Genomic DNA, 21330 nt, shown 5'->3' with positions numbered 1-21330 from the left:
ACTTTTATTTCGCCGGTGCACTGACCACTCCTACCATGCTGTCCGCAGTGCCGTAATAGAGGAGCCATTTTCCCTGAAAATGGACCAATCCCTCCAGGAAGGTAGTTCCTTCGGGATATTGGCCGGATTTCTCAAAAGGCAATTCCGGCTGAATAAACGGATGCACGACCCGATCCAAAAGCTTCCATGGCTCCTTGGCATCAAACAGCGCCTGGCCTCCCGTGTACACCCGATTGCCCAAGTTTTTCACACCGACTTGTTGGGAATTTCCGGCGTTGTACAGCACCACAATTCCATCCTCAGTAAACACTGGTGGAGGACCGGCCTCCACCAACCAGGAGTCAAAAAATCCAGGTCTTGGGCTTAATACTGGAACTCGGTTTCCCTCATGATTTTCTACGGGTACCCAATTCACCAAGTCATCCGAAGAAGCTAGCCAAATGTGAGGTACTCCCTAGTACATCCAATATTTTCCGTTGATTTTTGCGGCAACCAACTTGCCGTTTTTGAGTTGGGTGACGATCGCTCCGGATTTGGATTCAGTCATGTGATACTTCCCTTCCTTCCAGTTTTCAAAAATTGGCCCATGCTTTTCCCAAGTCTTCAAGTCTTTGGAAGTCGCAACTGCCAAACGGGGAACATCCCGATTCCATTGGGTATAGGTCAGCACAAAAAGTCCTTCTTCGGTCTCCACTATCCGCGGATCTTCTGTTCCACCCGTCCATTCGTACTTTTTTTGAGAATCATCCGCCGGAAAGAAAATTGGCTCCTTTTCCCTCGAAAAAGAAAAACCGTCTGGTGAAGTGGCCAAGCCTAATCGGGAAGTATGGCCTCCGATTTCCTTTTCCCCCAGTTTTTCTTCAGCCCGGTAGATTACCTGAACTTGCCCATTTCTCACGATAGCCGCTGGATTGAAGGTAGCCATGGATTCCCAATTAACTGTTTTACCGGTCATCGGATCAGAAAATTCAGTATCCGAAACTGGTGAAATTATGGGTTGCGCATCGGTTGGCCGGACAAATGGTCCAAGCATCCAGGATTTTTCCTGGGCAAAAGCATTACAGTTCAGTAACAAAATCAGAACTGAGCTAAGAATTGGATTTAGCGTTCTAGTCATTTCCAAGCAAAATACAGCTTAGGAATTTTACTCCGGTAAAAAAATAAAAAAGCGGATAAAATCACCCGCTTTGAATTCTGTCAGGCCATTTCGACCTGAGAGGATTTAGCCCGTCTGGGGCTTCCGGATTTTTTCTTTTTACGTTTATTCCACCAAATCAAGGTACCGGTAATCGGAAGCGAAGTCGCAATCGTACAGCCCAAAAACCAGAGAAACTTGGTCACTTGCCCAAAAATCTCCCCGGTATGGAGCGCTTTGACTGAGCGACCGATCTGCTGACGCACCGGCAAGTCGGAGAATAATTTTGCTTCCTTCACCTCAAGATTGGCCGAATTCAGGCTCAACTGATCTGCACCGGCTCTGGCAAAAAATCCAGTTCGGGATTTACTGACAGAAATATCTCCATCCGGCTGATTCGGCAAGGTAATCCGAAGGTTTCCTTCATAAGGAAGTGTAGCATTGCTTTGCTCCACCACTTGATCAAAGGAGATATATACCGGCTCAATCGGTGCTTGGTCCGTTCCTGACACATTGCCTTTGTCTGCACTTGGACCGCCTTGATTTCCTCCAGGTTGAGGAGCTTGATAGATATCCCAGGTTTTCTGCCAGCCGGTTTTATACCATTGATAGGACCAGAATGGACCAGTCACTGCCATGATAAACAAGGCTCCCAAAGAATAAAACGCCAAGGTATTGTGTAGGTCATGATTGATTCGTTTCCAATTACCGGACCATTTAACACTGAGCCCTTGTTTCCAGTTTTTGACCTTTTGAGGAAACCAGATAAAAATCCCGGTAATCACTCCCAACAAAAACAGTAAGGTAGCAACACCATTGATGAATCTGCCCAACTCCTGATTGGTCATACTTTCAAGAATTGGCTCTTCAATTTTATCAATCAGCAGCCATCGATGCAGGGAAAACATGTAGCCCATAAACTCCTCCGCTGAGGTTTTCTCAACATTGTCAGCCAGAATCGCTCCGGAATAGGGATTCACAAAGTAGGTAACCGGACGCTCTTCGCCTTCTTTTTTCACCTGAAACTGAACGCTTCGATCCTCGCCGTTAAAAACGTTTACTCCAACTACCTCGGAGGATAAACTAGCTTCCAGGTCGGTTCTCAGAACATCCAACGATTTTTTGGCCCCTGAAATCTCCACGAAATAACGCTCAGAATCCGCCCATTCACGAATTTCGGTATTGTAGACATAGATCGTCCCACTGAGACAAACCGCTATTACAATCAGTCCGCAGGTCAACCCTGCATAGAGGTGAATGTCGTTAAGAAATTTCCGGATGGGCTTCCACATGATGGTGAGGATTTGGAATATGCGCTTTTAGACAAGGAATCGACACAAATGTAAAAAGGGAAATCTTTATTTAGAATCATTCTAATAAATAATTTTATTTAGACTGAATCTTCGCAAGGACTCGTGAATTTTTCCCAAGAAAAAATTCCGCAAGTACTTATCTTCATGGCCGAATAAACCTACGCCATGCGATTCCCTGTCACCTCGATTTTGCTTTGCTTACTTGTTTTCGCTTTCTCCTGCGAGCAAAAACCTACCACACCCGATCCGCGCCTGAACCAGCCGGAAGAGTTCAAAAAACTACTCGATGCCCATGGAGATTGGAGCAAATGGATCAATGCAAAGGGCTTTTCTTATGCCATGGTGCATGAGACTACCTTGGAATGGGAAAACCATTACATCAGCCTTCCCGATCACAAAGTCAGGATTGATGCGGATAAATTCCAGATTGGGAACGACGGTGAAAAAGTATGGATAAGTCCCAACAGACAAGCCTTTTCCGGCCAGTCCGTCCAATTTTATCATAACCTGTATTTCAGTTTTTTCAGCCTTCCCTATATTTTAACCGATCCGGGGGTAACGGTAAAAAAATCTGAAAACCGGATGCTAAACGGCCAATCCTTCGAAACCTTGGAAGCAACCATTGCTGAAGGCACAGGTCCAAGCAACAAGTTTTACCTTCTCAAGGATCCTGAAACAGGGAAACTGGCTTGGGCTCTCTATTCAATTACCTTTTTCAACAAAGGCAATACAGCCCTGAATGCAATCAAATTTGAAGATTATCGGGATGCGGATGGGTTGTTTTTTCCAAGGGTAATGACCGGATATCAGTTGGAGAATGATTCCACCACAGTCTTAACCTTCCAAGTTAGCTTCTCGGATGTGTTTGTGATGGAAGACCCACTCGAGGAGGATTTATTTAAAATGCCAAAAGAAAAAGCCGTCGTTGCAAACTAATCAGGGCAACTTGCCCTGATGAAGCAGTTTCATATCCACCCTGGTTTCCAATTTGGAATCCGAGATTCCTCCGAAAGACCCCTGAACAGGCAGGGTCCGTGCTGGATCGGAATGGGAGGCCAAAGGAATGTAGCGATGGTCGGTAAGCAAACCCAAACTCGGATCCAACCCAACCCAACCCGCACCTGGCAGAAATACTTCCAGCCAAGCATGTAATTCGTGACCTTCATCCAGCTCGGGATTGAAAGCATAACCGCTGACAAATCGTGTAGCCAAGCCTAACTCTCTCAGCATTTCCATTTGCATGAGCGCAATATCCCTGCAGGAGCCTCTTTTTTCGTTGAAAGTGAAACCTGCATCCCAGATATTTTGCTCGTGACGGATTTCATGGGTCCAATCTTGGTGGATCAATCGAGTCAAACTGACCAGAAAATCAACCAACCCGGTGGAAGATTTTTTCACCTCCTGAAGAAGTCCAGAGAACTGATAATCCTCTTTGTCCGAAAGAAAAGGAATTAAAAAAGCTGTTTTCTCTTCATAGCTAAACTGAAAGAAAGGATGATTCCATCCCATCTCTTCAAAGCTTTTGTCTAGAATAAACCCAAAAGGATTAAAGGGCTGAAGTTTAAATATCCACTCACCGGTGATTTCAAGGGACTTCGTTTTACCGGTAAACCAGCACTGTTTGTACAAGTTTCCTGCCAGATCCTGTCGAAAATTTTGACCTTCCGGGTCAGGTAAAACGTGGAATTTCTGATGCTCCACCCGGAAATAAGGTCGGTACTGAGGAATCAGATAGAGCTTATGGATACCCAGCGTTACCTCCGAGCCATAGGAATATTGGGAATGATGCCAAACTTGAATCAGCATAGCTTAGGAACCCTTTGAGACGAGGTCAAAATCCTCAAATGCACTGCTGAGCACTTCTGAAGGAAGTTCGGCAATGGCGTTTTTCAGTCTGTTGTTCCAGAAATTTGAAACGTGCTCGAGTTCCTTCTGCTCAAAACGCTTCTCCTTGGTGTAGTATTCATCATTCTTCAATACCACGGTATCAATCGGAAAATCAACATCGTTGGCTGAAATTCGGGTTGCGTCAAAAGCCAGAAAGGCACATTTGAGTGCGTATTCCAGCGAGTCATCATAGTGTAGCGAACGCTTCAACACCGGATGTCCAAAGCCTGTATTTCCGATGATGACAAAAGGAGTTCCCTTTCGGATCTCAATCCAGTTTCCCTGAGGATAAAGCAGGTAAAGCTTGGGTTCAGGATCGTCTTCCAATTGGCCTCCAATAATCGAAAACAAGTTGAACTGAAAGCCAGCTTCCTCGAGATAGGTTTTATCTTCTTTGGCTACGATTTTCACCTGATTTCCAAATTCATTTACCGCCTGAAACAATTTGGTAAACGAATCGTCCCGATGTGCAATGACTTCAGAGAAATAGGTGATTGCTTTATCTCTGACAGACCTCAGGCCGGAAGTCATGATGAAAAAGGAGTGTTTTTTACGGTTGACCGTGTAAACTTTCTTTGAAGTGGTGGTCTCGCTACCAGAAGTAATTCGGGTATCGGAAAGGCCTACCAGGCCGTTTTTGGTTTTTATTCCCAGGCAAAAGGTCATGCTTGTGAGTCAGATTGAAGGACATAATTTTCCTTTAGCCGGAAGTAATTGATGTCTATGAGATCGGAAATATGGTTGATTTTTACCTGAAGTGAGTCCAAATATTCATGAAGCCCCGAAGAAATTATATCATCGAGCTCAGAATACTCCAGACGGGACCTGATTTCTCCAATTGTCTTTTCCGCAGGGTTTTTAAATCCGTCAGAAACATTGCCAGAAATGCAGTGAAGGCATCGCTCGGCTTCCTTAAGACAATAATAGATGGAGCGAGGGAAATACTTGTTCAGCACCAGAAAGTCCACTACGCCCGAGGGATCAATATTCCCATAAAGTCTTCGGTAGGTATTGAATCCGGTTACGGATTTGAGCAGGGCCATCCAATGGAGAAAATCCAGGGGAGAACCTACTTCCACCGGTGATGGGAGCAAAATGTGATATTTCACATCCAAAATACGGGAAGTTTTATCGGCACGCTCAAGCAGCTGTCCCAACTGACGGAAATACCAGCCTTCAGTCCGCGCCACTGTGGCATCTGCCAAGCCATAAAGCAAAAGAATCTGATTTTTGACCTGCTCATAAAACTGTCTGGGATCTTCCTTTTTCCAAACCTTCTTTTCATGCCCCGTCTGCAGCATGTAATAGAGTTCATTGGCCTTTTCCCAGGTTTCTTTACTAAGGTTTTCCCGAATTATCCGGGCATTTTCCCTTGCCTTGGTCACTGCAGACAACATCGAATTGGGATTATCCTGATCAAAGGTCAAAAAGTACATCACTTGGTGCCGCTCAAATCCCTGGTATTTTTTCTGATAAAGATCCAAGTCACCTGTGGCTGCGACCAAGGGGCCCCATTGCTCCTTGAGATCCATGGGTAAATCCTGCATCAGGTTAAAATTAACATCAATGAATCGGGCGTAGTTTTCTGCCCTTTCCAGATATCTCCCCAGCCAGTAAATATGGTTTGCAACTCTGCTCAGCATGATTTCATCGTTTAATTGTACAACACCCAGGTATCCTTGCTTCCTCCGCCCTGTGAACTGTTCACTACCAACGAACCTTTTTTCAAGGCAACTCTCGTCAGTGCTCCCGGAATAACCTCAATTTCATTTCCATACAAAATATACGGTCTCAAATCCACATGCCTGCCTTGGATTCCCTCGTCAGTCAAACAGGGAACAGTCGACAGCGACAAAGTCGGCTGGGCAATGTAATTAGTTGGATTATCCTTGATCAATTGACGGAATTTATCCTGCTCTTCCTTGGTTGATTTGGGGCCGATGAGCATCCCGTAACCTCCCGCTGCGTTGGTCTCTTTCACCACCAATTTCTCAATGTTTTCCAGCACGTAGGTCCGGTCTTGATCTTCCCTGCAGAGGTAAGTCGGCACATTATTTAGGATGGGTTCCTCGCCGAGGTAATACTTGATAATCCGCGGCACATACGCATAGACAGCCTTATCATCGGCAACTCCGGTACCCGGTGCATTTGCCAATGCTACATTCCCTGCCTTGTATGCTTCGAATAATCCAGGTACACCCAGCATGGAATGTGGATTGAATGTCAAGGGATCGAGGAAGGCATCATCGATTCTTCGGTAGATCACATCGATCTGCTCCAATCCTTTGGTAGTCTGCATGTATGCCTTTTTGTTTTTGACGATTAGATCCACTCCATTGACCAGTTCCACTCCCATCTGCAAAGCCAAATAAGAATGCTCAAAGTATGCGGAATTGTAAATTCCAGGAGTCAATACCCCAACTACAGGCTTTGGCTTGTCGGAAAGAAACTGGAGCATTTTAAGAAGCTTGGCAGGATAATCGGAAACAGGCATCACTCCCTCGTCATTAAAAAGCTGAGGGTAGGCTCTCTTGATGATTTCCCTGCTTTCCAACATGTAGGAGACGCCGGAAGGACATCGGAGATTGTCTTCCAAAATGTAGTATTCCCCATCCTTATCTTTAACCAAGTCGGTACCGGTGATGTGGCACCAGATGCCTTTTGGTGGAGTCAAACCAATACAAGGTTTGAGGTAATCCTTTGAACCCAAAATCAGATCTGAGGGGACGATGCCGTCTTTTAGGATTTTTTGCTCATTGTACACGTCCTGGAGGAAAAGATTTAAGGCATAGATCCGCTGCTTTAGTCCTGCCTCTAGTTTTTTCCACTCCGAGTTGGGAATGATCCGGGGAATGATATCCAGGTGTAGGATCTTTTCAAGGCCTTGGTTGTCATGGTAGACATTGAAAGTCATGCCCATCGCCTTCTGAGTCTTATTGGCTGAAAACTGAAGTTGGTTCATCTTTTTGGAAGAGACCTTGCTCAGGTAATTATAAAACTCCTCGTAATGCTCCCTGACCTGACCATCAGCCGTAAACATCTCGTCGTAGTGCTCATCGCAGGAATATCCCTCTGTTTTCATACACAGCAAATTAAAATCTGAACAGTAAGATAAAAAAGAAACGTTAAAATCAACTATCCTCAATGAAATCTGATTTTTCAGTTATTTTTTTCATCACAAGGCCTGATTTACTGATTTATTTTCAAAAAATAAACTTAAAATCAGACTGATCCTAAAATCAATCACTGCAAAGCGAGTACACTACGAACCAAAAACTCCTCGGATTCCGAATTGATCATGATCATCAGCTTATCCCCAGATTTCAATTCTGTAGCACCGTTGGGTGTGATGTATTTGTTTTTCCGGTTGATCATCACGATAAGGGAGGTTTGGGGAAAATTCAACTCAAGGATTTTCTTCCCATCAATAAGGGAATCCTCAGGTAAGGTCACCTCAACCAACGCATTTTTGAAATCATCGGAAAGCTCCAGATCAAGTAAGCTTTTCCGCTTTAATCCCTCCGGCACTGATAAATGCAGCCACTTTGCAAAGCGAGCCAAGGTAGTAGCCTGCAGGGAAACAGAGGCGATGACAATGAAGAAGACAATATTGAAAATCATATGGCTCTTCTCCACACCTGCGATCAGTGGAAAAGTGGCAAACACAATCGGTACCGCTCCTCGCAAACCCACCCAACTTACAAAAAGCTTTTCCCTGTTTTTATACTTGAAAAATGAAAGAGACGCCCAGACTCCAAGTGGTCTTGCTACCAAAATCAGGAACATGGCGATGACAAAACCGGTACCGACTACCGGCCAAACCTGACTTGGAAATACCAACAAACCCAAAGCAAGAAACATGACGATCTGCATGAGCCACGCGATCCCGTCAAAAAACCGGATCAGGCTTTTGTGGTGAAGCATACGGCTTTGGTTCATGGTGATGGCAGCGAGGTACACCGCCAAAAACCCATTGCCTCCTATCAAATCGGTCAGTGAATAAACCGCTACCACCAAACCCAGCATAAGGACAGGATACAATCCTTCATATTCGAGATTGATCCGGTTGATGAGGAATACAATCGCTTTGCCGAGAAGAAATCCCGCCCCAGCTCCCAAGATCATCTGCTTGAGAAACATCGGAACCAAATCCACCGGGCTAAACCCCTCGATGCTGAGCCAAGAGGTCATTCCAATCGTTAGGAAAAAAGCCATCGGGTCATTGCTACCCGACTCAAATTCCAAAAGAGGCCTCAGATTCCCTTTGAGCCCGATACTCTTGCTCCGCAAAACAGAAAATACCGCTGCCGCATCAGTAGAGGACACAATGGCTCCCAGTAATAGCCCTTCTTTCCAGCTGAGATCTGCCACCCAACTTGCAAAAAGACCAACCGAAACCGCAGTAAGCAATACTCCAAGGGTAGAAAGCACCAAACCAGGTTTCAAAACAGGTTTGATCGATTCCCATTTGGTATCCAATCCTCCGGAAAACAAGATGTAAGTCAAGGCAATGATTCCGAGAAACTGCGTGGCTCCCGGATCATCAAATGCGATCTTTCCGATCCCGTCAGTTCCTGCCAGCATTCCAATCCCCAAAAACAGCAACAATACCGGCACTCCTGCCCTTCCGGCAGTTTTACTTGCCAGGATGCTCAGGATCAACAATAATGAACCGATTAGCAATATGTTTTCTGCAGTGATTTCCATAAAAAAGAGAAATGAGGTGAGTAAAAAAGGCCCCGATGCAACCGGGAATCTAAAAAGTTAAAAAATCATTGGGAGAAATGGTTCCCTGGAAAATCAAAATTCAAGGAAATTGCTTTCCTCAATTAAGCCGTTGGTTGAAATTCAACCAGAAATTTTCAATCAAATTGACTACTTCCACATACTTATGCATCTCTATCGGTTTGGTGATAAACAAGCTTGCATTAAGCCGGTGAGAGGCTTCCTGATCTGTTTTGGACGAAGAAGTGGTGAGCATGATTACAGGAATATCTTTCGATTTTTCATTGGATTTGATTGCTGCCAAAACTTCCAGCCCATTTTTGACCGGCAGGTTAATATCAAGCAAAACCAAATCAGGCAATTCCGCATCTGAGTAAGCACCGGATTGGGTCATGTACTCAATGGCCTCTTTGCCTGTTTTCAATACACTGATCTCATTTTCAATTTTCATGGATTCGAGAGCCTCCGTGGTTAGCAGGATATCTCCCTCATTGTCCTCCACCAATAGAATCTGGAGTTTCTTCATTGCACTAACTTATTTTTTTATTGTAAAACGAAATATTGTCCCTACTCCAGGAGTAGACTGAACACAGATTTTACCACCAAGGTTTTCTACTATTTTCTTTACTATCGCCAGCCCAATTCCATTACCTGCATATTGATCTTTGGTATGCAGCCTCTGGAAAATAACAAAGATTTTATCAAAGCTGTCTTCCTCCATACCTATGCCGTTGTCCTCCACTGAAAACTCCCAATAACCCGGCGCTTCGCTACATGAGATCCTGACATCCGGCACGGCTTCTTCGCGACTGTATTTTATAGCATTGCTGATGAGATTTTGAAAAACCTGCAACATCGGAGTGCGGAAGCCTTTAATCACCGGTAGGTTTACCCAAGAAATTTTGGCGTCTTTACTTTGGATAAGACTTGATTGAAGTGTACAGACTTCTTCTACAATTTCGGTCAAATCAACCTGTTCTTCCTCCCCATCCATTCTGCCCACTCGGGAGAATTCGAGGAGATCCAGAATTATCTGGCGCATTCGCATTGCTCCATCCACGGCAAAATAGATGTATTTCTGGGCACGCTCATCCAGCTGATCTTTGTATTTGATTTCAAGTTGGGACAGAAAACTACTGACCATTCGAAGGGGCTCCTGAAGATCGTGAGAGGCCACATAGGCAAACTGTTCCAATTCCGCATTGGATGCGGCCAATTCCTTTGCCCTCAATTCCAGCTTTTCGTTGAGACTCCTCAGCGAAGATTCAAATTCCTTTCGCTCGGTGACATCAGAAATTGCACCGACTACCCGAAGTGCTTCGCCATGAGAATCCCGGATGATCATCCCCCTGTCGATGACATAGGCATAGGTAGAGTCCGATTTCAAAAAGCGATATTCATTTTGGATATTGGCTACGGATGGATTGGCAAAGAGGTTGGTCGCATTGCCTACCACCCGATCTTTATCCTCGGGGTGAATTTTACTAGCCCAATCATCGTATTGCTGATTTCCTGAATTCAATTCGTATCCAAATAAGGTGCGGAATCCTTCTCCCCAATACAACTGACCAGAGCGTATATCATAATCCCAGATTGCATCCCGAGTTGCTTTAGCTGCATTCTCAAACCGCTCATTGGATTGACGGATCAATTCCTCCGTGGTTTTCCGAATCGTGATATCTTTGAGATAGACCGAAAGTCCGATTTCCGAAGGGTAAATCGAAATCTCCAGCCACCTGTCGTAAATCTCAAAAAACTCTTCAAACTGTAAAACCCTTCCACTTTCAGCCGCTTCGCGAAGCTTTTCCAGTGTGATATTTTCAGATGTCAACGGAAACAAATCCCAGATGCTTTTACCCACCATTTCTTCTTTGGCTCCTCCAAAAAGTTTGGAAGCTTCATGGTTCCAATAGGTAATTAATCCCTGCTTATCCAAGGAGAAAAAGGCATCTCCGATACTTTCCAGAATTGCATTTTTTTGCTCGAAGGATTTTTCCAGTTCAAGCTGAACAGTTTTGAGATCGGTAATATCCTGAATGGATCCATAGACACGGATGCAAGTCCCTTCCCGGAATTCTGCTTGGCCTTGCGTTCGAATCCAGAGATTTTTTCCTTTTTCGGTAATTATCGGAAGTTCAAGATCATAGGGCTCTCCCGTTTGAGCACATCGGTTGAAATATTCGCTGATGACCGGAATCGCATCTTCGGTATAATACCGAATACCTTTTTCCACAGATGGGATAAAGTCCGGGTCAACTTCAAAAATTTCCTTGGTCACTGAACTCCAATATTGGGTACCTCCAAGAGTATCTACATCCCAAAACCCGATTCTGGCCATTTTATTGGCACTTTCGAGAAGATTCTGGAGTTCCTTTTCTTCGGTAATATCTTTAGCCACCGAATAGATCAGTTCCTCTTCCGCAACTACTGTACTGTTCCAATCCAGCCAAACAACCTCGCCATCCTTGGTGATAAACCGATTGACAAAATGGATGAGATTTTGACCCTCCACCATATTTTTCAATTCGATTTCCGATTCTTGCCTATCCGCTGGATGGATAAAATAATCGTATCGATGGGAAAGCAATTCCTCTTCCGTGTAACCCAGAAGTATAACAGCCCCCCTATTCACTTTTTTGAATTTGCCATCAAATCCCATGATGCAAATGATGTCCTGAGCCGTATCGAAGATTTGGGACAGTTCATCCTGGACCTTCTTCCGATGAATCTCCGCACCCAATACCTGACTCATCGAACTAAAAATCTCCAAGGCCGATTGAACAACCCAATTGCTACTGGAGGAAACAAACACTGCCACCCCGATCACTTCATTTTTGTCATGAAAAGGAAATCCAAACGCACTTTTAAACCCGGCGTTCAATGCAGCATCTTTTCTTCTGTACAAACTCAGGTCAGAAAACTCATCGATAATCTTGTACTGATTGGATTCCCAAATTTGACCGGGAAGGCTTTCGCCTTTTTTGAAACTGGTATTCTTGTCAGACATTGAAAAAAACCGGCTTCCAGCATCAGTAAGGGCATATCTGGAGACTTGATTCAGCTTGGATTTGTCGGGATTGACCAGCCAGATTTCCCCGGCATCGATATCACTGAATCGAAGCAATTGCTCCAGACTTCTATCCAAGGCAAAATTAAACCGCTCCTCTTCACCAAAAATCTGAACAATTCGAGCAAGCAATTCCTTTTTCTGTTCCTCAATTTTCTGAGCCGTGACGTCACGTTGAATCGAAATCCAATGGGTGTACCAACCGTTGGCATCTGCCACTGGGCTGATGGAGAAATTGGACCAAAACTCCTCTCCGCTTTTCTTATAGTTGACAGTGGTGATTTCACAGGATTGCCAGTTTTTCATGGATTCCCGAAGGATATCCAACTCTTTTTGACTGGTCTTTACTCCCTGGAGAATTCTGGGACTTTTTCCCAACACCTCTTCTGAAGAATAACCGGTCATTCTGGTAAATGCTTCATTGACATAGACTATTCTTGGTCCAGGCATCGAAAAAGGTTCCGCTTCGGTGATGATAACAGCATCATTTGCATTGGTGATGACACTCTCCAATAATTTGAGACGAAGTTCCTCCATTCGCTGGTGAGTAACATCCGAAAGTACTCCTACCATTCGGATTGCTTTTCCTTTGTCGTCCCTTACAATCATTGATCGGTCCACCACAAAGGCATAAGTACCGTCATTCTTTCGGATGTGGTATTCCTCCTTAAATCTTTCTTTGGCAGGATTGCCCAAGTCATTTTCCAAGGTTAGGGTAAGCCTGTTCAAGTCAGCTGGGTGAATCCGATCTCTCCAATCCTCCAGAACAAACTCTTTATCCGAGTGCTCTATTCCAAGGAACCGCTCGTAGCTTTTCCCCCAATACAGTTTGTTTTTTTCAATATCCCAATCGTAAATGGCATCTTTGGTTGCCAAGTTGACATACTCGTAACGTTCATTACTGAGTCTCAACTCCACTTTGTTAGTGTGGTGCTCAAGGATCAAGCTGATCAGGGATGCAGCCCGTTGAAACCGCTCAAAATCACTGGAATCAGGTTTTTTATAATCCAGGAAGTAAACTCCAAATGTCGCGATGACTTTTTTGTCGGGATTAAAAATTGGGAACGATAAAGTTGACCGAAATCCCTGATCTAATGCCAGTTTTTTTAAACCCTCCCAATTTGGATCCTTGGAAATATCTTCAGTTGACCTTCTCTGACCAAGATAGGCTGCTGCCCCACACGAGCCAACATTTGGACCGATAGGCAATCCTTGAATCTTCTCCAGATAGGTGGTGGAAATCGCCGGTGAAACCAGGTTATACAATTTGTCATTGTCCACACGAAGGACCGAGGTTCGGATTCGCGGCACTGCCCCCTCAAGGCCTAGAAGAAATTTGGACAACTGATCCTCCAGACTCGAATCGACCAAGATGACTTCCTCCATCAGTTCCAACTCCAACTTTTCAAGCTTATTTGCAAGCACCTTTTCCGTGACATCAATGGCGACAATCATCATGGAGTCAATTCCCTGATAGAGAATCCGTTGTCCGGTAATCTCCACATAAATTAGACTTTGGTCCTTCTTCTGATGGATATTTATTCCAAAGCTGGAAACCTCTCCAAATGGAATTTCTTCCTGATTTAACCTTAAAAAACTCTCTTTTTGATTCTCCGGACGAATATCCAAAGGAGTCATGTTTAAAAACTCTTCCTTGGTATATCCGTAGTTTTTGATTGCCAATTCATTTACATCCAAAAACCGAAGTGTATCCCTTCGGTAGATCATTTTAGGCAAGGGACTCAAATTGAAGACTGACCGGTATTTTTCTTCCGAGATCGATACTTCTGTCTCCGCTTTTAATTTTTCCGTCACATCATAAAGCAAGACCAGCGACACCCGCCTTCCCTTATAGTCAATCATCTGTGCGTTGACTTCAATGTCGAGTGGTTCACCGGATTTTTTGAGGTGACGGGAAATTCCATAATACAACCGTGTACCAGAGTCGTTTGACCAATTTTCTGTTTTCGACTGTTCTATAAATTTCGGAACCTCTTTTTTTGGACGGATATCATAAACTGTCAACTTTAAAAATTCCGAATGACTGTAACCGTAAAGTTGACAGGTCCTTTCATTCACATCGAGGATTTGGCCATTTTCCAAATCCCAGATCATCATAGCTCCGGGATTGTTTTCAAACAGGTATTTGTACTGTTGTTCAGATGATTTGAGATCTTTCTCCACCTGAATCAAATCCGTGATATCTGTACTGTTGACCACAATCCCCTGGATCAAAGGATCATCCAAAAGGTTAGTCCCAATTGACCTCAGCCAGATGTATTGACCATCCTTTCTTCGGATTCGGTATGGTTGGGATTGAATTTTCTTTGAAGTAAAGACCTGTTGAAATTCGGAAAACAATTGAGGTACATCGTCCGGATGAATGAGAGAAAAAGCCTGAAAACCATATAATTCCTCAGGGTCGAAACCCAATATGGTCTGGTAAGAAGGGCTGTTGTACAGGTACTTGCCTTCAGCATTGAGAATAGAAATCATTTCGACTCCCTTACTGATCAACTTTTCAAACCGCGTTTCAGATTCCTCCAAAGCACGTTCGGCATTCTTTTCATGGGTAACATCCAATATGATCGAATCCCAAATAATCGATCCGTCAGAAAGTCGTTTGGGATTACCTTTAGCCCGATGCCAGTGGATGGTACCATCCGTGTGGAAAAATCTCCATTGGTATTCCCAAGTTTGAAGGGTCTCGGCAGAGATCCTGATGGATTCTTTCAATCCGGGGACAAACTCGGAATCAATTCTACTCCAAATCAGATTTACATCGAGTATGGCTGCTTTAGGACTTATTCCACAAAATTCATACAGACCATCTGACACATGTAATAATTTGTCCCTTCCGTCCGGCAATAACATATACCGTAATACAGTACCGGGGATATTACGGGTCATGTTTTCCACTTGGTTTTCAAGCAGTTTCAGTTCAGTAATATCATTTATGGTAGTGACTTTGTATTCCTCACCCTCAGGGGAAGTCAGCTTATCTGCAAAAACACTCACGGTGCGCAGTTTGCCTGATTTGGTGATCACTTCAAATTCCCCTGGTGGCTCCTCCCCAAATACAAAAAAATCATTGTGAAGTTTTTGGATGTATTCATGGTTTTTCGGGTCCACTACCATCGTGAAGCTATTCCCGATCAATTCTTCCCTGCTATAGCCGTAAATCCGACAATATTCCTGATTTAACTCCACAAACTTCCCTTGTCGGTCTGTAATACAGATACCCAATGAGACCGAATTGAAAACGATACTCATTAATCCATCCGAGTAAAGTTTTGCAAGGTCTTCCTTGAATTCATCCTTACATCGGATTGCAAGACCTACCTTGGTCACCTTTTTGTGATCCATTTGCGAGGGAGTCACCACCACTTCGCATTCTTTGACTTGGTTAATATGACATGGAAAGAGAATTTCGAATGAAAAGCAACGGCCTGAAAAACCATCTTTTACCTGCTCAATGAAATATTCTTTTACTTCACCTTGGAGCAAATCTGGCAGGTACATACCTGGCTCGATTTCCCATCCCAATCCAGTACTGATAATCTGGAGGTTTTCCGGAGAAACTGAATCCAATCTCAAGTCCTCGGAGACTAATATGAATACAATAGGATTTCTGTCCGTTTTAACCATAGTTTTTCAAGACCCATTTCAGGGCTTGTCGTTTTGTCCGCTATTTTCCTAATACCTTCGGACTGATAATTTTAAGCTGAAGGGCCAATTTTTCCTTTTGCGAATGCCTTGCTTTGGGGTGATCAAGCCAACTCAAAAAGGACAGAATTAAACACTTTTTAAAATACCCTATATTCAGTCAATGTTACTTGGCTGACTTATCAATTTTTAATAAGGTTCATTGAATTGTAAATGAAAGGGTGTTCCTGGTTTTTGAAGGCTTTTCATTGCTTAGATTTTTTATCAGGATTTCCTTAAGGTAAAGTGAAAGGAACTACCGGATCCGGGGTTGGATTCCACCCAGATTTTCCCGTTATGCTGCTCGACAATTTTCTTGCAAACGGCAAGTCCCAAGCCTGTTCCAGGGTATTCCTGTTTGGTATGTAATCGCTTAAACATTTCGAAGATCACCTCTCTATATTCCGAATCAACTCCAATCCCATTATCTGTCACACTCAACTCCCAGTGGTCGACGCAGTCTTTCCCTTCTATGGTAATTTTGGGAGGTAGATCGGGTTTTCGGTACTTAATCGCATTCGCAATTAGATTTCTGAAGAGCAGGCTAATGGGTACTTTTTTCCCAGTAATGATCGGTAGGGAAGCGAAATCAAGCGTGCCTCCACTTTCATTTAAAAGCTGGGAAAAATATCCCTCCTGATCCTTGATAATCAGATTTAAATCGATTTCCTCCTTAGTGGTATTTTCATTTCCAACCTTACTGAAATCCAACAAATCTGAAATCAGAATATTCATCCGCTGTGCCGCATCCACAGCAAAATGGATGTATTGATCAGCTTTCTCGTCCAATTGACCTTTGTATTTCCGTTCCAGAAGCTGTAAGAAGCTAACTATCATTCGGAGCGGTTCTTTCAAATCATGAGAGGCTACTGAGGCAAACCGCTCCAGCTCTTTATTTTTTTCCTCAAGTGATTTTCGGGCATCAACAATTTCCTGAACCAAACGCCCCTCTGGAATGATGGCTGTTACCTCACCAGCTGAGTCAAAAAGTGGCTTAAGATTGAACAAAATCGTAACTGGATTTTTTTCCTTATCCCAGACCGCTACTTCGTATTGGATAAATTCACCCTGTGCAGCCTGATGGATGGCTGATCGGAGTTTTTCTTGAGTTTCAGTGGAAATCTGCCACCAATAGCAATCCCAGAATTTCTTCCCTACCACATCTGCAGGTTTTAATCCCGCAAAATCCATAGCAGTCTGGTTTGCTTCCACAAGAGTCCCATCCGGATCCAAAAATCCAATAAACTGGAAAGTGGAATTGAAAATTCCTTTAAACTTCCTTTCCCGTTCTTCCAGTTCCAATCCAATCTTTCTGCTCTCGGTAATATTTTTCATGGCGACGACGGCCCCCTGAATATTGCCTAGCTCATCACGAATCTGGGAACCGGACGCACTGACATAATAGACCTCGCCTGAAGTGTGTCTGATGCAGATAATCTGATTTTCTACCCATTCCCCCTTCCATGCTCGATACAGCGGAACTTCTTCTTTCTCCAAAAAAGTTTGGCCGTCTTCTTTTAGTAAATGGTAATGTCTTGACCATTCGTCCTGAGGAATATTCTTCGAATCCAGGCCATGAAGTGCTAGGGTAGTTCTATTGAAAAGCTTTAGTTCTCCTTTTTCATCGCACACAACGATTCCCACGTCGAGGGTATCAAGCATGGCATTGATAAAGGCCTCTTTTTGAAGGAGTATATCCTCCAGACTTTTGAACTTTGAAATATCGATGTGGGTACCAAACATTTTTTCCGGCTTACCATCATAGGTCCAACTCATGACCTTACCCCGGTCCAAAACCCACACCCAGTGCCCATCCCTATGCCTCATTCGGCATTCACATTCATAGTATTCCGATTCTCCTGTGAAACATTTCTGAAGAATCTCATTTGATCTTTCCAAATCATCCGGATGGGCGAAATCCGCCCAAGTTTGGATGGAAATAGGCTCAAGTTCTTTAAGACTATACCCGATGATTTCCGCCCATGTCTCATTGAATACCGTTTCCCCAGTCTGCACGTTCCACTCCCACGTCCCTGCATTGGTTCCTCTGATCACATTTTCAAATCGGTTCTTTTGGTCCTGAAGTGCCTCAAAAGCAAGTTTCCTTGGAGTGATGTTTTGGATCTGCGCGATAAAATGACGGAACGAACCATCCTCGTTCCAAACAGCTGTACCATTTAGATTGATCCAAACGGTCTCGCCATCTTTTTTGAAATAGCGCTTTTCCATCGAGTAAGACTCGATTTTCTGATCCAAAAGCTGCTGCGCGTATTCCAAATCGGTAAATAGATCATCTGGATGGGTGATTTCCTGAAACGTCAAACCCACAAGTTCCTCCTCGGAATATCCAAGGAGTTTGCATAAACTTCTATTAACCTCAGTGAATCTGCCCTCCCTCGAAACCAAGGCCATTCCGATGGCAGCATTTTGAAAAGATGTACTAAACTGTATTTCTGAATTTCGGGTGATTCGTAATATTTCCTCCTGATTTTCCTTCTCGGCTTCCAGTAGGGTCTGTTTCCTAGTCTGAATAAAAGTTCCGGTAATAAAGCCGACAACCAGCAAACCCAAAATAACGAATCCGACATTGTTAACTAGGGTCAGTTTTTCGCCGGTTTCTTCCAATTCCAAACTTTCCCCTTCCAAATACTCCTTGAGATTGGCAAATGCATTCTCGAGTGCCAAGGAAGTTTTTAAAATTTCCGGATTTTCCGAGATAATTATAGATAGAGCTGCCTCCTGAGTCATGGAATCCAAATAGGCAATGTGCCTAGCAAGCAAATCTCTTCTGTCAAGGTTGCTATGAACCAATTCTTCATACAACTTTTCCATCTCAGGACCTGTCACTTCCTTGCTGAACTCATTAATAAGAAGTTGATTAGTCTTGTTGTATGCCAAAAAACGGTCGAGGGACTCCTTGTCCAATCCAAATTGGTAGCCTCTTTTATGAATGATTGAGGTGAGGTAATTATTGTAAATTTTGTCTATCTGGGTAATTTTTCTTTCAACCGCGATATTTTCAGTTACATTCTCGGAATACCGGTGCAGATTGAAGAAAAATGTCGCGGCACTGATGGCAAATACTACCAAGGCTATAAGAAGAAACTTGTTCTCCTTTCGCTTCAATATATGAGACATGGAAATTTGCAAAGTGGGTGTGTTAAGCAATAAGGAAAGTAAGAAAAAACAATTCATTTCCTGATTCAACAGCGCCGTCTAGTTTTCAATGAAGTGCGAAAAATGTAAATGAAGTGTAATTGCCAGGTACTTATCTGTCAAATTTTGATAAAAAAGAAAAAACCAACTGAATTTTCAGCTGGTTTTTGAAAATTTTTTAATCCTGAACTTTAGGAAATAGTTGATCCACTTGCAGTTCCTTCATGTGGATGAAGCAATTTCAGTTTACCGTCCTTGTCTTCTGCCATCAGGATCATTCCTTCTGAGTCTATTCCCATCATTTTCCGAGGGGCTAAGTTGATCAGCATAGTAACTTGTTTTCCGATCAGGAATTCCGGTTCGAAATGCTCCGCGACCCCACTCAGTACAGTTCGGTGACCGAGACCAATGTCCACTTTCAGCTTCAGGAGTTTCTTGGATTTTGGCATGCGCTCGGCTTCCAAAACAGTCACGACTCGCATATCGAGCTTGGCAAAGTCGTCGTAAGTAATTAGCTCCTTCATCGGAGTCACAGGTGCATTGGCGGCTTCATTCATCTTTTTGGCATCAAGTAGCTTTTGAACTTGTTTTTCTACGGTTTCGTCTTCGATTTTCTCAAAAAGCAATCCCATTTGCCCCAGGGTTTTTCCTTCTGAAAGTAAGTTGCCATTTCCGGCCTGAGACCAGGAAACCTGCTTCATTCCAAACATTTCAAACAGCTTGGCGGCAGTAAATGGTAAAAACGGCTCAGACACAATCGCAAGATTCGCTGCGATATTCAGGGCAATATTCAAAATGGTTTTGGTGCGCTCGGGATCGGTTTTGATTTCTTTCCAAGGCTCTGTGTCAGCCAGATATTTATTTCCCAAGCGGGCAAAATCCATCACAATGGACAGGGCCTCACGGAATCGGTATCGCTCGACCGAAGCAGCGATTTTCTCCGGAAATTCTGCCAAAGCGGCCAATACTTCTTCATCATAGCCACTAAGCTCCCCTCTCGCAGGGATTTCTCCCTGATAAAATTTCTGTGTCAAGACTACCGCCCGGTTCACAAAATTGCCATAGATGGATACCAATTCAGAATTATTTCTTCCCTGAAAATCCTTCCAGGTGAAGTCGTTGTCCTTAGTCTCCGGGGCATTTGCGGTCAGCACATAGCGCAATACGTCCTGCTTTCCGGGAAATTCTTCCAAATACTCATGCAACCACACTGCCCAGTTGCGGGAGGTGGAAATTTTGTCGCCTTCCAAGTTCAAAAACTCATTGGCAGGCACATTTTCAGGAAGGACATAGCCTCCGTGGGTTTTCAGAATTGCCGGAAAAATGATGCAATGGAAAACGATATTGTCTTTGCCAATGAAGTGCACCAGCTTGGTGTCCTGATCTTTCCAATAGGGCTGCCAGTCAATTCCTTTCTCAGCTGCCCATTCCTTGGTGGAAGAAATGTATCCGATAGGGGCATCAAACCACACATAAAGCACTTTGCCCTGTGCATCCTGAAGTGGTACAGGAATTCCCCACTCCAAGTCCCGGGTCATAGATCGGGCCTGAAGCCCGTCACCGGCCTCCAACCAAGAGCGGCACTGACCGAGGACGTTGTTTTTCCAATCCTGGGCGTGATCTTCCAGAATCCACTTTTTCAGAAAATCCTGATATTTGGCCAAGTCCAAAAACCAATGCTTTGTCCCTTTCAAAACGGGAGTTCTTCCGCTCAACTTGGAAACCGGATTGATCAGGTCAGTTGGGCTAAGGGAACTTCCGCACTTTTCGCATTGGTCGCCATAGGCATGTTCGAATCCACACTTGGGGCAAGTACCTTCGATGTAGCGATCTGCCAAAAACTGCCCAGCCTCTTCATCGTAGTATTGCTCGGTGGTCTGCTCGAGAAATTCCCCTTTTTCATACAGGTCAGTGAAAAATCCCTGAGCAGTTTCGTGGTGAACTTTGGCTGAAGTACGGGAATAATGATTGAAGCTGATTCCAAACTGTTCAAAGCTATACTTCATCATCTGGTGGTAATGATCCACCACCTGCTGAGGAGTTTTGCCTTCCTTGGCGGCTTTGATAGTGATCGCCACACCGTGCTCATCCGAACCACAGATAAAAGCTACATCCCTGCCTTGGGAACGGAGGTAGCGAACATAAATATCCGCCGGCACATAGCATCCTGCCAAGTGACCGATATGTAACGGACCATTGGCATAGGGGAGCGCTGAAGTGACGGTATATCGTTTGAAATTTTTATTGCTCATGTGGGTAAATCTTGCTTTACAGCGATAGAAATTCAGGAATAGGTTTCTCGAAAACCGAGGCCAAAGATAGGGAAATCAACGAAAGGCGGG

At 44.0% G+C, this 21330-nt stretch carries 11 protein-coding genes and 1 pseudogene; 1 reads left to right on the top strand and 11 read right to left on the bottom strand.

Annotation, left to right across the window (positions count from 1 at the left end; genetic code table 11):
* Positions 1-4: 4 nt before the first annotated feature.
* Positions 5-1117 (bottom strand): annotated as a pseudogene (locus D0X99_RS06880) (glycoside hydrolase family 130 protein).
* Between the two features lie 80 nt (positions 1118-1197).
* Positions 1198-2427, bottom strand: a complete 1230-nt coding sequence (locus D0X99_RS06875; protein ID WP_119476881.1) for a PepSY-associated TM helix domain-containing protein — start codon at positions 2425-2427, stop codon at positions 1198-1200.
* Positions 2428-2613: 186 nt separating this feature from the next.
* Between D0X99_RS06875 and D0X99_RS06870 the strand changes: the two genes are divergently transcribed.
* A complete protein-coding gene (locus tag D0X99_RS06870) occupies positions 2614-3384 on the top strand; it encodes a DUF6503 family protein (RefSeq protein ID WP_119476880.1) in 771 nt (256 codons plus the stop codon).
* Here the strand turns inward: D0X99_RS06870 and D0X99_RS06865 are convergent, their stop codons facing one another.
* From D0X99_RS06865 to metG, 9 genes are all read right to left on the bottom strand, one after another.
* Positions 3385-4254, bottom strand: a complete 870-nt coding sequence (locus tag D0X99_RS06865) for a transglutaminase family protein (RefSeq protein WP_119476879.1) — start codon at positions 4252-4254, stop codon at positions 3385-3387.
* 3 nt (positions 4255-4257) lie between these two features.
* Positions 4258-5001: a peptidase gene (locus tag D0X99_RS06860; RefSeq protein WP_119476878.1), complete on the bottom strand. Its 744-nt coding sequence runs from the start codon at positions 4999-5001 to the stop codon at positions 4258-4260.
* Positions 4998-5978 carry an alpha-E domain-containing protein gene (locus tag D0X99_RS06855; protein WP_119476877.1) on the bottom strand — a complete coding sequence of 327 codons (981 nt, stop codon included), beginning with the start codon at positions 5976-5978 and terminating at the stop codon, positions 4998-5000. The genes D0X99_RS06860 and D0X99_RS06855 overlap by 4 nt, the downstream gene beginning before the upstream one ends.
* Positions 5979-5989: 11 nt before the next feature.
* A complete protein-coding gene (locus D0X99_RS06850; protein ID WP_119476876.1) occupies positions 5990-7417 on the bottom strand; it encodes a circularly permuted type 2 ATP-grasp protein in 1428 nt (475 codons plus the stop codon).
* A 161-nt stretch (positions 7418-7578) separates the two neighbouring features.
* Positions 7579-9042 (bottom strand): potassium/proton antiporter, encoded by a 1464-nt coding sequence (locus D0X99_RS06845; protein WP_119476875.1) that lies wholly within the window; start codon positions 9040-9042, stop codon positions 7579-7581.
* A gap of 118 nt (positions 9043-9160) precedes the next feature.
* Positions 9161-9586: a response regulator gene (locus D0X99_RS06840; protein WP_119476874.1), complete on the bottom strand. Its 426-nt coding sequence runs from the start codon at positions 9584-9586 to the stop codon at positions 9161-9163.
* 9 nt (positions 9587-9595) lie between these two features.
* On the bottom strand, positions 9596-15775 hold the full coding sequence (locus D0X99_RS06835; protein ID WP_119476873.1) for a PAS domain S-box protein: 6180 nt from the start codon (positions 15773-15775) through the stop codon (positions 9596-9598).
* Between the two features lie 282 nt (positions 15776-16057).
* Positions 16058-18970, bottom strand: a complete 2913-nt coding sequence (locus D0X99_RS06830; RefSeq protein WP_158587682.1) for a PAS domain S-box protein — start codon at positions 18968-18970, stop codon at positions 16058-16060.
* A gap of 209 nt (positions 18971-19179) precedes the next feature.
* The gene (gene metG / locus D0X99_RS06825; RefSeq protein WP_119476871.1) at positions 19180-21240 is read right to left on the bottom strand and encodes a methionine--tRNA ligase; all 2061 of its coding nucleotides are present in this window, start codon (positions 21238-21240) and stop codon (positions 19180-19182) included.
* Positions 21241-21330: the final 90 nt, after the last annotated feature.

This window comes from Algoriphagus lacus, from assembly GCF_003583985.1.
GTDB lineage: Bacteria > Bacteroidota > Bacteroidia > Cytophagales > Cyclobacteriaceae > Algoriphagus > Algoriphagus lacus.
Note: the sequence above shows the minus strand (reverse complement) of the source record. Positions and strands in the feature narration are given on the sequence as shown.